Raw genomic sequence first — 14,509 nt, 5'->3', positions numbered from 1 at the left:
ACCTAACTATCCAACCTGAGCACTGCAAGGAAGGCTTCCTGTGGAATCTCCACGTTGCCGACTTGCTTCATGCGTTTTTTACCGGCCTTTTGCTTTTCCAGCAGTTTCTTCTTACGGCTGACGTCACCACCGTAGCATTTGGCCAATACGTTCTTTCTGAGCGCCTTGACAGTTGTCCGCGCCACAATCTGCCCGCCAATGGCGGCCTGGATTGCCACATCGAACATCTGCCGTGGAATCAGTTCTTTCATCTTCTCGGTCAACTGGCGACCTTTGTAGTGCGAGTTGTCACGGTGCACGATCAGCGCCAGTGCATCGACCTTGTCGCCGTTGATCAGTACGTCCAGTTTCACCAGGCTAGCCGATTGGTAACGATCGAAATGGTAGTCCAGAGAAGCATAGCCGCGGCTGGTGGATTTCAGGCGATCGAAGAAGTCCAGCACCACTTCGTTCATCGGCAGGTCGTAGGTCACTTGTACTTGCGAGCCGAGGAACAGCATGTCGACCTGCACACCACGTTTTTCGATGCACAGGGTAATGACGTTGCCCAGGTGCTCTTGCGGCACAAGAATATTGGCCCGCACGATCGGCTCGCGCATGTCTTCGATGGAAGACAGATCCGGCAGCTTCGACGGGTTATCGACGTAGATCGTCTCACCGGTCTTGAGCAACAGCTCGAAGATTACCGTCGGCGCCGTGGTGATCAGGTCCAGGTTGTACTCGCGCTCCAGGCGCTCCTGGATGATTTCCATGTGCAGCATGCCGAGGAAGCCGCAACGGAAGCCGAAGCCCAGGGCGTCCGAGCTTTCCGGCGTGTACTGCAGCGACGAATCGTTCAGGGTGAGCTTTTGCAGCGCCTCGCGGAAGTCTTCGAAGTCGTCGGAGCTGACCGGGAACAGACCGGCGTACACCTGCGGCTGGATGCGCTTGAACCCCGGCAGCACGTCGACGTCCGGCGTCGTGCTCAAGGTCAGGGTATCGCCCACTGGCGCACCGTGAATGTCCTTGATGCTGGCGATGATGAAGCCCACTTCACCGGCCTTCAGGTCGACGGTAGGGGTGTGTTTCGGGTTGAAAACACCGACGCTGTCCACCAGGTGGATCTTGCCGGTGGATTTGACCAGGATCTTGTCGCCCTTCTTCACGCGGCCGTGGCGCACGCGTACCAGAGAGACTACGCCCAGGTAGTTGTCGAACCAGGAGTCGATGATCAACGCTTGCAACGGATCTTCGATATTGCCGGTCGGCGCTGGAATGGTGGCCACAAGGCGCTCGAGCACTTCATCGACGCCCAGACCGGTCTTGGCAGAGCAAGTGACCGCGTCGGTGGCATCGATGCCGATGATTTTTTCGATTTCTTCTTTGACGCGGTCCGGATCGGCCTGTGGCAGGTCGATCTTGTTCAGCACCGGCATCACTTCCAGGCCCTGTTCGATTGCGGTGTAGCAGTTGGCAACCGACTGTGCCTCGACGCCTTGACCGGCATCGACCACCAGCAGCGCGCCTTCACAGGCAGCCAGCGAACGGCTCACCTCATAGGTGAAGTCAACGTGGCCGGGGGTGTCAATGAAGTTGAGCTGGTACTTGATGCCGTCTTTGGCGGTGTAATAAAGAGTGACGCTGTGGGCCTTGATGGTGATCCCGCGTTCACGTTCCAGGTCCATGGAGTCCAGCACCTGGGCTTCCATTTCGCGCTCGGCCAGGCCGCCGCACATCTGGATGAAGCGATCGGCCAGCGTCGACTTGCCATGGTCAATGTGGGCGATGATGGAGAAATTGCGGATATGACTCAAATCACTCACGGATCAACACTCAAAAAGGCTGCAGGCATAGCCCGCCGAAAAATAGCCGGGAATTGTACCTGATCCACGGCGCAAGCGTCACGTTCGCAGGTCAGACGGCGCCTGCAAAAACGCCCCGGTCTTGCGACAAGGGCGTTTTTATCGTCAAAGCGGTAGGAAAATGCTGGCCATCAGCCTGCTCGACGCAACAGCCAGAGCCCCGCCACGGCACAAATACCTGCCGGCACCAGTACCGAAAGCAACGGCGGGAAGCCGAACACCTGGCTCGAAGGCCCCAGCAGATCCTGAACGATACGGAAGGTGAAGCCCACCAGCACACCGGTGAACACCCGTTGACCCAGGGTCACCGAACGCAACGGACCAAAGATGAAGGAAATCGCCATCAACACCAGGGCGGCAGTCACCAACGGCTGCAACACCTTGACCCAAAATGCCAGCCAATAGCGGCTATTGTTCAACCCCTGGTCCGCCAGGTAGTGGATATAACTCCACAGACCGCTGATCGACAGCGACTCGGGCACCATGACCACCGTGCTCAGCAATTGCGGACTCAAGGCCACGCCCCAACGCTCGACCGGGTTCGACACCACTTCAGTGCTGCGCTCGTGGAACACCGTGGTCGTGACGTCCGTCAACTGCCAGTGATCCGTGTCGAAATCGGCACGCTTGGCGAAGCTCGCCGACAGCATGTGCCGTTCGCTGTCGAAACGATAGCGGGTCACGCCGTACAGGATGCCGTTAGGCTGCACCGAGTTGACGTGAATGAACTCATCGCCCTGGCGGTGCCACAAGCCGTGCTTGGCGCTTTGTGCATCGCCGCTGCCCTGGGCCAGCGAGCGATTGGCCTGCGCGGCGGTTTCAGTGGGCGGAGCGACGTACTCGCCGACCAGCACACCGGCGAGCATCAATACCAGCATTGGTTTCATGACCGCCCAGACGATCCGGCCGGTCGACACACCGGCGGCGCGCATGATGGTCAGCTCACTGTTGCTGGCCAGACTGCCCAGACCGATCAGGCAACCGATCAGCGCGGCCATCGGCAGCATTTCGTACATCCGGCGCGGAGCGGTCAACAACACATAACTCAGCGCATCGACCAGGGTGTAGGTATCGCTGACTTCACTCATCTCGTCGATGAAGGCAAACAGTGTCGCCAGACCAAGAATGATCCCGAGCACCGCCAGAATCGCCATCAACACGCTGCTACCAATGTAGCGATCCAGCTTAACCACGGGCCACCTCCAGCGCGCTGCGGCGACTCGCCCTCTTCAAACGCAGGGGCTCCCAATAAAGCAAGCCCAGGCCAATGGCCAGGAAAATCCCGTGCACCCACCACAAGCCCAGTACCGCCGGGATCTTGCCCTTGTCGAGGGCACCGCGAGCGGCAATCAGAATGGTCAGGTAAGCCATATAAAGAAGAATTGCCGGCAGTAATTTGAGGAATCGGCCCTGACGCGGGTTGACCCGCGACAACGGCACCGCCATCAAGGTCACGATGAACACCAGCAACGGCAGTGACATCCGCCATTGCAATTCGGCGCGAAGACGAATGTCTTCACTGCCGACCAACGTACGGGTCGGCATCGCATCGCGGTCGGTGACTTCGTCGCTGACGTCGGGTTTTGGCAGCAACACACCGTACTCGTCGTACTTGATCGCCCGGTAGTCGGCCTGCCCCGGATTACCGTCATAGCGATAACCGTTATCAAGGATCAGGTAGCGGTTGCCGTCCGGGCGAATTTCCTGACGCCCCTTCTCTGCCACCAGGACAGAAATCCCGCGATCCTTGTTGTTGGAACTGATGTTCTTTTGCGAGATGAACACACCGCCCAGATTGACGCGGTCATCCGTCATGCGTTCGGTATAGGTGACCCGGGTACCGTCACGCAGGGCCTGGAAGCGCCCCGGCTCCAGGGTATCGAATTCGGTCAGGGCATCCTGCTTGTTCAGCAGCAGCTGAAACTGGTTGGCCCCTTGTGGCGCCAGGCTCAGGCTCAGCCACGCCACGACGAGTGCAACCAGGGTGGCCGGAAACATTGTCATGCAAACCAGCCGTTGCTGGCTCATGCCGGTGGCCGAGAGCACGGTCATTTCGCTTTCGAGGTACAGGCGTCCGTAGGACAACAGGATCCCGAGAAACAGCCCCAGCGGCAGGATCAGTTGGAGGAAGCCCGGCAGGCGATAACCCATGATCAGGAACAGCGACCCCGGATCCAGCAGGCCCGAGGCCGCCTGGGCGAGGTATTTGATGAAGCGCCCGCTCATGATGATGACCAGCAGTACGGCGCTGACGGCGCTCAAGGTCAACAGGACTTCGCGGGATAGGTAACGGAAGACGATCAAACCAGACACTCCAGGGTTGTCAGGCTAAGGCGGCCAAACAAGCAAACGTATCGGACAGCCCGCAAGGCAGGGCCGCCGAAAAAAGTTGGCGCATTATCCTGTGATTGGGTGCACCTGTCACTGCGCAATACATTGGGGCTGGTGTAGGAGCGAGCTCGCTCGCGATGGGTGTGAACGATAACGCTGGATGCCTGACACCCTGCGGCGTCCTCGGGTTTCTCGCGAGCAAGCTCGCTCCTACAGGGGCCCACAAAAACCGTGAACATCGTACAACCGAGGGTTGTCAGCCGCCGGTAGCGAGGTTCAAACTGCGGCCTTTGTGGCCGGTCGATACTGGCGCCTTTCTTTTGCTTTCTATTTAAATGCAGGCAATCGACGCACATAAGGTGTCGGGCGCATGCGTGATAACCATCAATTCAGGGACCCGGACATGGAACTGGTTGTAAAAAGCGTCAACCCCGAAACGTTGAAGACCGCCACTCTCGTGGTCTCCGTCGGCGAAGGCCGCAAGCTGGGCGCGGTTGCCAAACAACTCGACGAACTGAGCGGCGGCGCGATCAGCGCAGTGCTCAAGCGCGGCGATCTGGCCGGCAAGGTTGGCCAGAGCCTGTTGCTGCACAGCCTGCCGAACCTCAAGGCCGAGCGCGTGCTGCTGGTGGGCGTGGGCAAGGACGACGAACTGGGTGACCGCCCGTTCCGCAAAATCATCGCCGGCATCCTCAATACCCTCAAAGGCCTGGGCGGCAGTGATGCGGTGCTGGCCCTCGATGAAGTGGTCGTCAAAGGCCGCGACAGCTACGGCAAGACCCGCCTGCTGGCCGAAACCCTGGTGGACGGCGAATACCAGTTCGACCAGTTCAAGAGCCAGAAAGCCGAACCACGCGCCCTGAAGAAAATCACCCTGCTGACCATCAAGGCGGCTCAAGCTGAAGTGCAGCGCGCCGTCGCCCACGCCACTGCTATCGCCAACGGCATGGCCTTCACCCGCAATCTGGGCAACCTGCCGCCAAACATCTGCCACCCGACCTTCCTCGGTGAACAAGCGAAAGACCTGGGCAAAGAGTTCAAGGACCTGAAGGTCGAAGTCCTCGACGAGAAGAAGATCAAGGCCCTGGGCATGGGCTCGTTCTACGCCGTGGGCCAGGGCAGCGCCCAGCCACCGCGCCTGATCGTCATGCAATACAACGGCGGCAAGAAATCCGAGAAGCCGTACGCGCTGGTCGGCAAAGGCATCACCTTCGACACCGGCGGCATCAGCTTGAAGCCGGGCGCCGGCATGGATGAAATGAAGTACGACATGGGCGGCGCCGCCAGCGTGTTCGGCACCCTGCGTGCCGTGCTCGAACTGAAGCTGCCGATCAACCTGGTGTGCATCCTGGCCTGTGCCGAGAACATGCCGAGCGGCAACGCTTCGCGCCCGGGCGACATCGTCACCACCATGAGCGGCCAGACCGTGGAAATCCTCAACACCGACGCCGAAGGCCGCCTGGTGCTGTGCGACGCCCTGACCTACTCCGAGCGCTTCAAGCCGCAAGCGGTGATCGACATCGCCACCCTGACCGGTGCCTGCGTGGTCGCTTTGGGTTCCCACACGTCGGGCCTGCTGGGCAACAACGACGAACTGATCGGCCAACTGCTGAGCGCAGGCAAGGCTGCCGACGACCGCGCCTGGCAACTGCCGCTGTTCGATGAATACCAGGAGCAACTGGACAGCCCGTTCGCCGACATCGCCAACATTGGCGGCCCGAAAGCCGGCACCATCACCGCGGCCTGCTTCCTGTCGCGCTTCACCAAGAACCTGAACTGGGCGCACCTGGACATCGCCGGCACGGCCTGGACCAGCGGCGGCAAGGACAAGGGCGCCACTGGCCGTCCGGTTCCCCTGCTGACCCAGTACCTGCTGGACCGCGCCAAAGCCTGAAACCGATGATGGGCGGCGGCGTCACTTTCCGGTGACGCCGTTTGCCGCTCTGGAACCGCAATGACCAAAGTCGACTTCTATATCCTGCCCAGCGCCGATCCTTCGGCACGCCTGGACTTTGCCTGCAAGCTCACCGAGAAGGCCTGGCGCATGGGCCACCGCATCTACCTGCATTGCAGCGATGCGGCCCAGCGTGACGATCTCGATGCGCGGCTGTGGACGTTCAAGGGCGAAAGCTTCGTGCCCCACGGCCCTGCCGACAGCGAACCTGACGGTTTGATTGTTTTGGGGTTGGGCGATGACTGCGGCCAGCATCAGGATTTACTGGTCAATCTCGACCTGAAGGTCCCGGCCTTTGCCAACAAGTTCGCCAGAGTGGCGGAAGTGGTGGTGGAGGACCCGACGATCAGAGCGGCCGCGCGGGAGAGTTTCCGTTTCTACCGCGAACAGGGCTATCCTCTGCAAGATCACCGTTTACAGCGACTCTGAGCCTTTCAATGGACACTCCAAAACCGCTGCAACAGTCCGCGCACCTGCTGGACGACCTCGAGTCGATCCGCCAACTGCTCGGCGATGACAACCTGCAACCGCCCCTGCTGACCGACACGGTCGAGGACGGTGACCAGGAACAGATTCCCATGTTGTTCGACGCCGTGGGCGAGCCTTCGCAGCCCGTCGAACCAACTCCTGCGGCACCGGCCGTAGAACCGGCGCCGGCGCCAGTCGCCAGCAAGAACCCGGATGACTTGCTGCACCTGGACAGCGAATTGCGCGCCGCCGCGCAACTGATCATGCAAGACGTGATCGACGATTTCGCCCCGCACATCGAGACCGAAATCAAACGCCGCCTCAGTGCGCGGCTGGAGCGTTTGTTGAGCCAGTACAACGACTGAACAACTTGCAGGGGGCTTTTTGTGGGAGCGAGCAGGCTCGCTCCCACAAAAAGCTCCCCGCAACAGGTTTAATCTTCAGGTGCTCAAGTAACGCCCGATCAACGCGATCCCACTGGCCAGCACCAACCACGTCACCAGGCGCACGAATGCCTCGCGGGACAACCTCATGGTCAGCCGTCGTCCGAACCACAGCCCCAGCGCCATGGCCGGCAACAGACAAACCGCCAGCGCCAGCAAGGGCAGGTCGGCATACACACCGGCGATGGCAAACAGGCTCAAACGCACCACCGTACTGCAACTGATCAGTGCACTCTGGGTGGCCCGGGCCGCCTCCTTGGGCAAACGGCTGTTCAAATAGATCGCATAGAGAAAGCCGCCGCTGCCAAACAACGCCCCAAACATTCCACCCACCGTCCCCATCGGCACCGCCCAAGCGGCGGACAACTGCGCCGGACGTACTTTTATCCACAGGCTGTAAATCGCATAGGCGCTGATAAACACCCCCATCAACAGCAGCAACAGGTCGGACTTGAGGTTCAGCAGGAAAATCACCCCCAGCGTGCACCCCACCGCCATGCAGGGCAGTAACCGCAACAGCTCCGGCCTGGCGACATCACGCCGCGAAGGCAACAGGTTGCCGAATGCCGCGACAAAATCGAGCAACACCAGCAACGGCACGATCTTCGACAGCGGCATGAACAGAATCAGGATCGGCCCCGCCACCAGCGCGGTGCCGAAGCCGGCGATGCCGAACACGATGTAGGCCAGGGCGATGCCCAAGCCGATTACCAGCCAGTCCAGCGGGCCGAAGGGCCATTGGTTTAACAAATCAACCAGCATTTCACTTAATCCCTGTAGGAGCTGCCGAAGGCTGCGATCTTTTGATCTTAAAAAGCAAAATCAAAAGATCGCAGCCTTCGGCAGCGCCTACAAGGGATCGTGCATTCAATAAGAGAATGCCTTTAAACTGCGCCCCATGATTAAAGATCCCTTTTCAAGACTCGGCCTGGACCGTGAGGTCCTGACCGTCAGCCAGCTCAATGGCCGCGCGCGGGTGTTGCTCGAAGACGTGTTCAGCAACATCTGGGTCGAAGGCGAAATCTCCAACCTCGCCCGTCCGGCGTCGGGCCATGTGTACTTCACCCTCAAGGACAGCGGCGCCCAGGTCCGTTGCGCACTGTTCCGGCAGAACGCGGCACGGGTTCGCCAGGCACTGAAGGACGGGCTCGCGGTCAGGGTGCGCGGCAAAGTCTCGCTGTTCGAAGGGCGCGGTGATTATCAGCTGATCCTCGATACCGTGGAGCCGGCCGGCGATGGCGCCTTGCGCCTGGCCTTCGATGCACTCAAGGAAAAGCTCAGCGCCGAAGGCCTGTTCAGTGCCGAGCGCAAGGTCCCGTTGCCGGCGCACCCGCAACGCATCGGCATCATCAGCTCGCCCACCGGGGCGGTGATCCGCGACATCATCAGCGTGTTCCGCCGTCGTGCACCGCAGATCCAACTGACGCTGATCCCCACTGCCGTGCAGGGCCGCGAAGCCACCGCACAGATTGTCCGCGCCCTGAAACTGGCAGATGCCCGGGGTTTTGACGCACTGATCCTGGCCCGAGGCGGCGGTTCGCTGGAAGATCTCTGGTGCTTCAACGAAGAAGCCGTGGCCCGCGCCGTAGACGCTTGCGTGACGCCAATCGTCAGCGCCGTCGGCCATGAAACCGACGTATCGATCAGCGACTTCGTGGCCGACGTTCGCGCGCCCACCCCTTCCGCTGCCGCTGAACTACTGGCTCCGGACTCCAGCGATCTGGTGCGCCGGGTCGAAAGCCTGCACCGACGGCTGGTGATGCGCATGCGTGACCGCTTGATACGCGATCGCCTGCGCCTGGAAGGCATTTCCCGGCGCCTGCGTCATCCCGGCGAGCGCTTGCGCCAGCAAGCACAACGCCTGGATGACCTGGACATGCGCATGCGCCGCGCGTTCGAGCGCAGCCTGAACACCCGTCGCGAACGCTTGATCCGCCTGGAAACCCGTTTGGCCGCACAACATCCGGGCCGGCAACTGACGATGCTTCGCCAGCGCCTCGACAGCCTGGCCGAACGCCTGCCCCGGGCCATGCGTGAAGGACTTAAGTCTCGTCGCCTGCAACTGCAAAGTCAGATGCAGACGCTGCACGTGGTCAGCCCCCTGGCCACCCTCGCGCGTGGTTACAGCATTCTGCTGGACGAGCGCGGCAACGCGATTCGCAGCGCCGCGCAAACCTATACCGGCCAGCGCCTGAAAGCCAAACTGGGTGAAGGCGAGCTGCAAGTGCGGGTCGAAGACAATCACCTGACGCCTGTCACCCTTTCTTTACTGGACTGATCCATGCCGCGTTTCCTCGCTCCGCTGCTGTTGCTGTGCCTGACCGCCAACGCCAACGCCGACAGCTACATCACCCGCCTGTTGAACAAACCGGTGCCGGGCGGCGTCGCGGTGGTGGATCTGGGCACGTCCACCCAGGCGCCAAAAGCCAGTTATCAAGGCAAACCGGTGCTGGTGGTCAAGGAACAGAGCAACTGGCTGGCCATCGTCGGCCTGCCACTGACGGTCGAGCCGGGGCCTCAATCGGTCAGCAGCGGCGATCATAATTTGAATTTTACGGTTGGCAGCAAGAAGTACCCGGAACAGCGCATCACCCTGAAGAACACCCAACAGGTCAATCCTGACCCGGAGAATCTCAAGCGCATCGAGCGTGAACTGGCCGAACAGATTGCGGCCTACCGCACGTTCAGCCCCAACACCCCGAGCAACCTGCTGCTGGACAAACCGGTGAACGGGCCACTGTCGAGCAAGTTCGGCGTGCGCCGCTTTTTTAACGGCGAAGAGCGCAACCCTCACGCTGGCCTGGACTTCGCCGTGCCGGCCGGCACACCGATCAAGACCCCGGCTGCCGGCAAGGTGATCCTGATCGGCGACTACTTCTTCAATGGCAATACGGTGTTCGTCGACCACGGCCAGGGCTTTATCAGCATGTTCTGCCACATGTCGAAAATCGACGTGAAAGTCGGGCAGCAACTGGCCCGGGGCGATGTGGTTGGCAAAGTCGGGGCAACTGGCCGGGCGACTGGGCCGCATATGCACTGGAATGTCAGTCTGAACGATGCGCGGGTCGATCCGGCCATCTTCATTGGTGCGTTTCAGCCTTGACCCCCAAATAAGGCCACTGGCCTCATCGCGAGCAGGCTCGCTCCCACATTTTTCCGTATTCACATCGATCCAATGTGGGAGCGAGCCTGCTCGCGATAGCAATTTCACAGACGCCGAAAGTATCCCGGCAGTGTCACGCCAGCAATTGCGCGACGCTCAAACCTCGCGCAAACAACACAATCATCAAAACCATTTTAAGCAATAAAATCTCGATAAATACTCGCCCACGAGTATTCCTCTCAATTTTTTTCGACTGCTTGCCAACCTTCACCCCCGCGGTTAGGGTTGAAGGCATGAAAACCTCTCACACCCTCATTCAGCTCCGCCAGCACCGCAGCCTGTGCCTTGTCAGCGCACGACTGCCGGGCTGAATCGTGGTGCCTCGTCCCAAGCGTTACTCCAAGAACTTTTGATCCACCGGCAGGCCGCCTTTTTTCGGCCAACACAATAAGGATTTCCCGATGAGCATGCTCAAAGACCCGTCTTCGAAATACCGCGCGTTCCCGACCATCGACATCCCGGACCGCACCTGGCCATCGAAGACCATCACCGCCGCGCCGATCTGGTGCAGCTCCGACCTGCGTGATGGCAACCAGTCGCTGATCGAGCCGATGGACGCCGTCAAGAAGCTGCGCTTCTGGAAAACCCTGGTGCAAGTCGGTGTTAAAGAAATCGAAGCCTCGTTCCCGGCCGCTTCGCAAACCGACTTCGACTTCGTGCGCACCCTGATCGAAGGCAACCACATCCCGGACGACACCACCATCCAGGTGCTGACCCAGGGCCGTGAAGACCTGATCGAACGCACCTTCGAATCCCTGCGCGGGGCGAAGAAAGCCATCGTTCACTTGTACAACGCGACCTCCCCTTCCTTCCGCCGCATTGTCTTCAACCAGGACAAGGACGGGGTCAAGGCCATCGCCGTGAACGCCGCCAAGCTGTTCGTCAAATACGCAGCCATGCAGCCGGACACCGAGTGGACCTTCGAGTACTCGCCAGAAACCTTCAGCGCCACTGAACTGGAGTTCGCCAAGGAAGTCTGCGATGCGGTGATCGAAGTCTGGAACCCGACACCCGAGCACAAGATGATCCTCAACCTGCCGGCCACGGTGGAATGCGCGACCCCGAACATCTATGCCGACCAGATCGAATGGTTCGGCCGTCACATCAACCGTCGTGACAGCGTGATCATCAGCCTGCACACCCACAACGACCGTGGCACTGGCGTGGCTGCCACCGAACTGGGCCTGATGGCTGGCGCCGACCGCGTCGAAGGCTGCCTGTTCGGCAACGGCGAGCGCACCGGTAACGTCGACCTCGTGACCGTGGCCCTGAACCTCTACACCCAGGGCATCAACCCTGAGCTGGACTTCTCCGACATCGACGGCGTGCGCAAAGTCGTCGAAGAGTGCAACCAGATCCAGGTGCACCCGCGCCACCCGTACGTCGGCGACCTGGTGCATACCGCGTTCTCCGGCTCGCACCAGGATGCGATCCGCAAGGGCTTTGCCCAACAGAAACCGGACGAATTGTGGGAAGTACCGTACCTGCCGATCGACCCGGCCGACATCGGCCGCAGCTACGAGGCGGTCATCCGCGTCAACAGCCAGTCGGGCAAGGGTGGCATCGCCTACCTCCTGGAACAGGAATACGGCATCAGCCTGCCGCGTCGCATGCAGATCGAGTTCAGCCAGGTGGTGCAGCGTGAAACCGACCGCCTCGGCCTGGAAATGACCGCCCAGCAAATCCACGCGCTGCTGCACAGCGAGTACTTGCAGGCCAACGCTCCGTACGCGCTGGTCAGCCATCGCCTGCAGGAGGAAAACGGTCACAGCGCCGTTGAAGTGGAAGTGGCCAGCCAGGGCCAGGGCGAGACCAACCTGCACTGGCGCGGCAAGGGCAACGGCGCCCTGGAAGCGCTGGTGGCCGGCCTGCCGGTACCGGTGGAAATCATGGACTACAACGAGCACGCCATCGGCGCGGGCACCAATGCCAAGGCTGCGGCCTACATTGAACTGCGAGTGAACGGTGAACGCGCGGTGCATGGCGTCGGCATCGACGAAAACATCACCACCGCCAGCTTCAAGGCCCTGTTCAGTGCACTGAACCGCTCGCTGAGCCAGCCGGAAGCGAAAGCGGCGTAAGCGTCACCGAAAAGCAAAAGGCCTCAAGGTGCGAACCTTGGGGCCTTTTTTTGCCTGCTTGTTTTGTGTTGCCTGAACCGGCCCCTTCGCGGGCAGAGAAAACCTCAGGTGAATTCGAAGGTATCGGCATCCAGATTCGCCGGAAACCGCTGCCGATATGCCGCCAGCTCTGCCGCATCCAGCATCACCTTGAACACCCCGTCAGCCTCCCCCGCACTGAGCAACGTCTCACCCTGGAAATCCAGCACCTGGCTGTCACCGGTGTACGCGAAGCCTTTGCCATCCGTGCCAATGCGGTTCACTGCTGCCACATAGCACAGGTTCTCGATCGCCCGCGCCGGCAGCAAGCGGTTCCAGTGCTGGCGCCGTGCACCTGGCCAGTTGGCGGTGTACAGCAGCAGGTCGGTGTCCTGGGCGTCGCGGCTCCACACCGGAAAGCGCAGGTCGTAGCAAATCAGCGGTCGCACGCGCCAGCCCTTGAGCTCGAACTGCACCTGGCGCTCGCCGGGGGTGTAGTGGTTGTGCTCGCCGGCCATGCGGAACAGATGACGCTTGTCGTAATGCAGCACCTCACCGTCCGGTCGCGCCCACAACAGGCGATTGCGATGGCTGCCATCGGCCGCCTGAACAATCACGCTGCCGGTAATCACTGCATCAAGTTGCGCCGCCTGAGCACGCAGCCATTTGCTGGTCGGACCATTTTCCGCTTCAGCGAGGGTCCCGGACTCCATGGAAAAACCGGTAGTGAACATCTCCGGCAGGATGATCAGGTCAGCGCCACGAGCCTGCTCCAGCAATGGCTCGAAATGCTCCAGGTTGGCCTGACGGTCGTGCCAGGCCAGGGACGTCTGGATCAGCGCCACGTTCAGATTGGGCAATGCACTCAGATCACGCATAGTTTTTCCGCGGCTTCCCGCAGGGTCTCCTCACGCTTGGCAAAGCACAGCCGCACCAGGCGCTGGCCTTCTGGCGGCGTCTGGTAGAACACGGAAATCGGGATACTCGCCACGCCATGCTCGCGCGTCATCCACAGGGCCATCTCGACGTCATTGAGGTCCGGGCGGATCTGCGAGTAATCGACCAACTGGAAATAGGTACCGGTCACCCGGGTGAAACTGAAACGCGACGGCGCCAGCAGATCGCAGAACAAATCACGCTTGGCCTGATAGAAGGCCGGCAGCTCTTCGACGTGTTCAGGATGTTCGGCCATGAAATCGGCCAAGGCATACTGCAGCGGTGTCACGCCGCAGAAACTGACGTACTGGTGCACCTTGCGCAATTCCGCCGTCAGGGCCGGCGGCGCGACAACGTAGCCGGTTTTCCAGCCGGTGACGTGGTAGGTCTTGCCGAACGAACTGACCACGAATGCACGCTGATACAACTCTTCATGGGCCAGCACGCTGACGTGGGGTACGCCGTCATACACCAGGTGCTCGTAGACTTCGTCGCTGATCACATAGATATCGCGATCGCGGATCAACGCTGCCAACTGGTCGAGTTCGGCACGGTTGATCAATGCGCCGCTGGGGTTGTGCGGGGTGTTGAGAATGATCATCCGCGTGCGCGGGCTCAGTGCCTCGGCGAGCTTCTGGAAGTCGATGCTGAAATCGTTCAGGCCCAGTTGCACGTGCACGCAACGACCGCCGGCCAGTTCTACCGAGGGCTCGTAGCTGTCGTAGGCCGGGTCAAACACGATGACTTCGTCACCGCTGTGGATAACTGCCTGGATGGCGCAAAAGATCGCTTGGGTCGCACCGGGGGTAACCGTCACTTCGTTATCGGCATCGACCTTGACACCATAGCTGCGGGCGATCTTCGTCGCGATCTGCTGACGCAACACCGGCAGCCCGGTCATTGGCGAATATTGGTTATGGCCGCTGGCGATATGCCGGCCGACCGCATCGCACAGGGCCTGCGGGGCCGCGAAATCGGGAAAGCCCTGAGACAGATTGAGCGCGCCGGTCTGTGCCGCGAGCTGAGACATCTGAGTGAAGATAGTGATGCCGACATTCGGCAGCTTGCTGGTGATCATCGGTGGTTCCCTGCTCTACACCCGGCTCTACGGCGGCGCGGGGGAGTCCGAGGATAGCCCAAACGGCGCTGTCTAGTCCTGAAATAGGTTTACACCTGTTTCAGCCTCAAAACGCCCGATGCACCGCATCGGGCGTTTTGTATTTCAGCGACAGATGAGGCCGCTCGTTGTTATAGATCTGCACCGACTCGTCCAC

General features: G+C 60.7%; 14 protein-coding genes. 6 read left to right on the top strand and 8 right to left on the bottom strand.

Annotated elements, in window-relative coordinates; translation table 11 throughout:
- Nucleotides 1-2: 2 nt before the first annotated feature.
- The 3 genes from lepA to lptF all read right to left on the bottom strand — a co-directional run bounded on the left by lepA (nt 3) and on the right by lptF (nt 4,145).
- Nucleotides 3-1,802: a translation elongation factor 4 gene (gene lepA, locus KGA83_RS18890; RefSeq protein ID WP_108216535.1), complete on the bottom strand. Its 1,800-nt coding sequence runs from the start codon at nt 1,800-1,802 to the stop codon at nt 3-5.
- A 170-nt stretch (nt 1,803-1,972) separates the two neighbouring features.
- Nucleotides 1,973-3,034 carry an LPS export ABC transporter permease LptG gene (gene lptG, locus KGA83_RS18885; protein ID WP_108216534.1) on the bottom strand — a complete coding sequence of 354 codons (1,062 nt, stop codon included), beginning with the start codon at nt 3,032-3,034 and terminating at the stop codon, nt 1,973-1,975.
- Entirely contained in the window at nt 3,027-4,145 is a 1,119-nt protein-coding gene (gene lptF / locus KGA83_RS18880; RefSeq protein ID WP_108216533.1) for an LPS export ABC transporter permease LptF, read from the bottom strand. The genes lptG and lptF overlap by 8 nt, the downstream gene beginning before the upstream one ends.
- A 430-nt stretch (nt 4,146-4,575) precedes the next feature.
- Between lptF and KGA83_RS18875 the strand changes: the two genes are divergently transcribed.
- The 3 genes from KGA83_RS18875 to KGA83_RS18865 are packed head-to-tail and all read left to right on the top strand — an operon-like array spanning nt 4,576 to nt 6,959.
- Nucleotides 4,576-6,066 (top strand): leucyl aminopeptidase, encoded by a 1,491-nt coding sequence (locus KGA83_RS18875; protein ID WP_108216862.1) that lies wholly within the window; start codon nt 4,576-4,578, stop codon nt 6,064-6,066.
- 60 nt (nt 6,067-6,126) lie between these two features.
- Nucleotides 6,127-6,555 carry a DNA polymerase III subunit chi gene (locus KGA83_RS18870; RefSeq protein WP_108216532.1) on the top strand — a complete coding sequence of 143 codons (429 nt, stop codon included), beginning with the start codon at nt 6,127-6,129 and terminating at the stop codon, nt 6,553-6,555.
- Nucleotides 6,556-6,563: 8 nt separating this feature from the next.
- Nucleotides 6,564-6,959 carry a DNA polymerase III subunit chi gene (locus tag KGA83_RS18865; RefSeq protein WP_108216531.1) on the top strand — a complete coding sequence of 132 codons (396 nt, stop codon included), beginning with the start codon at nt 6,564-6,566 and terminating at the stop codon, nt 6,957-6,959.
- Nucleotides 6,960-7,034: 75 nt separating this feature from the next.
- Here the strand turns inward: KGA83_RS18865 and KGA83_RS18860 are convergent, their stop codons facing one another.
- The gene (locus tag KGA83_RS18860) at nt 7,035-7,799 is read right to left on the bottom strand and encodes a sulfite exporter TauE/SafE family protein (protein ID WP_115947797.1); all 765 of its coding nucleotides are present in this window, start codon (nt 7,797-7,799) and stop codon (nt 7,035-7,037) included.
- A 136-nt stretch (nt 7,800-7,935) separates the two neighbouring features.
- On the opposite strand from KGA83_RS18860, the gene xseA reads away from it, so the two are divergent.
- Nucleotides 7,936-9,315 carry an exodeoxyribonuclease VII large subunit gene (gene xseA / locus KGA83_RS18855; protein ID WP_108216529.1) on the top strand — a complete coding sequence of 460 codons (1,380 nt, stop codon included), beginning with the start codon at nt 7,936-7,938 and terminating at the stop codon, nt 9,313-9,315.
- A gap of 3 nt (nt 9,316-9,318) precedes the next feature.
- A complete protein-coding gene (locus tag KGA83_RS18850; RefSeq protein WP_115947799.1) occupies nt 9,319-10,140 on the top strand; it encodes a peptidoglycan DD-metalloendopeptidase family protein in 822 nt (273 codons plus the stop codon).
- A gap of 133 nt (nt 10,141-10,273) precedes the next feature.
- Here the strand turns inward: KGA83_RS18850 and KGA83_RS18845 are convergent, their stop codons facing one another.
- Nucleotides 10,274-10,435 carry a hypothetical protein gene (locus KGA83_RS18845; protein ID WP_178086783.1) on the bottom strand — a complete coding sequence of 54 codons (162 nt, stop codon included), beginning with the start codon at nt 10,433-10,435 and terminating at the stop codon, nt 10,274-10,276.
- Between the two features lie 166 nt (nt 10,436-10,601).
- Between KGA83_RS18845 and leuA the strand changes: the two genes are divergently transcribed.
- A complete protein-coding gene (gene leuA, locus KGA83_RS18840) occupies nt 10,602-12,281 on the top strand; it encodes a 2-isopropylmalate synthase (protein ID WP_108216527.1) in 1,680 nt (559 codons plus the stop codon).
- A 104-nt stretch (nt 12,282-12,385) separates the two neighbouring features.
- On the opposite strand, the gene KGA83_RS18835 is transcribed toward leuA, so the two are convergent.
- From KGA83_RS18835 to KGA83_RS18825, 3 genes are all read right to left on the bottom strand, one after another.
- Nucleotides 12,386-13,177, bottom strand: coding sequence for an amidohydrolase (locus tag KGA83_RS18835; RefSeq protein ID WP_223530501.1), 792 nt, complete (start codon nt 13,175-13,177; stop codon nt 12,386-12,388).
- Nucleotides 13,165-14,313, bottom strand: a complete 1,149-nt coding sequence (locus KGA83_RS18830; RefSeq protein WP_108216526.1) for a pyridoxal phosphate-dependent aminotransferase — start codon at nt 14,311-14,313, stop codon at nt 13,165-13,167. Before KGA83_RS18830 ends, KGA83_RS18835 begins: the two co-directional genes overlap by 13 nt.
- Before the next feature lie 106 nt (nt 14,314-14,419).
- A partial coding sequence (locus tag KGA83_RS18825) for an integrase core domain-containing protein (RefSeq protein ID WP_146615305.1) occupies nt 14,420-14,509 on the bottom strand: 90 nt, incomplete at its 5' end.

It is taken from the genome of Pseudomonas sp. GL-R-19 (assembly GCF_019956375.1).
Taxonomy (GTDB): Bacteria; Pseudomonadota; Gammaproteobacteria; order Pseudomonadales; family Pseudomonadaceae; genus Aquipseudomonas.
This window is presented reverse-complemented; position numbering and strand designations above follow the sequence as displayed.

Bases quoted from the DNA above. Each gene is read 5' to 3' on its own strand.
- KGA83_RS18875 (WP_108216862.1), top strand. From the start codon at position 4,576: ATGGAACTGGTTGTAAAAAGCGTCAACCCCGAAACGTTGAAGACCGCC.
- KGA83_RS18870 (WP_108216532.1), top strand. From the start codon at position 6,127: ATGACCAAAGTCGACTTCTATATCCTGCCCAGCGCCGATCCTTCGGCA.
- KGA83_RS18865 (WP_108216531.1), top strand. From the start codon at position 6,564: ATGGACACTCCAAAACCGCTGCAACAGTCCGCGCACCTGCTGGACGAC.
- KGA83_RS18860 (WP_115947797.1), bottom strand. From the start codon at position 7,799: ATGCTGGTTGATTTGTTAAACCAATGGCCCTTCGGCCCGCTGGACTGG.
- xseA (WP_108216529.1), top strand. From the start codon at position 7,936: ATGATTAAAGATCCCTTTTCAAGACTCGGCCTGGACCGTGAGGTCCTG.
- KGA83_RS18850 (WP_115947799.1), top strand. From the start codon at position 9,319: ATGCCGCGTTTCCTCGCTCCGCTGCTGTTGCTGTGCCTGACCGCCAAC.
- KGA83_RS18845 (WP_178086783.1), bottom strand. From the start codon at position 10,435: ATGCCTTCAACCCTAACCGCGGGGGTGAAGGTTGGCAAGCAGTCGAAA.
- leuA (WP_108216527.1), top strand. From the start codon at position 10,602: ATGAGCATGCTCAAAGACCCGTCTTCGAAATACCGCGCGTTCCCGACC.
- KGA83_RS18835 (WP_223530501.1), bottom strand. From the start codon at position 13,177: ATGCGTGATCTGAGTGCATTGCCCAATCTGAACGTGGCGCTGATCCAG.
- KGA83_RS18830 (WP_108216526.1), bottom strand. From the start codon at position 14,313: ATGATCACCAGCAAGCTGCCGAATGTCGGCATCACTATCTTCACTCAG.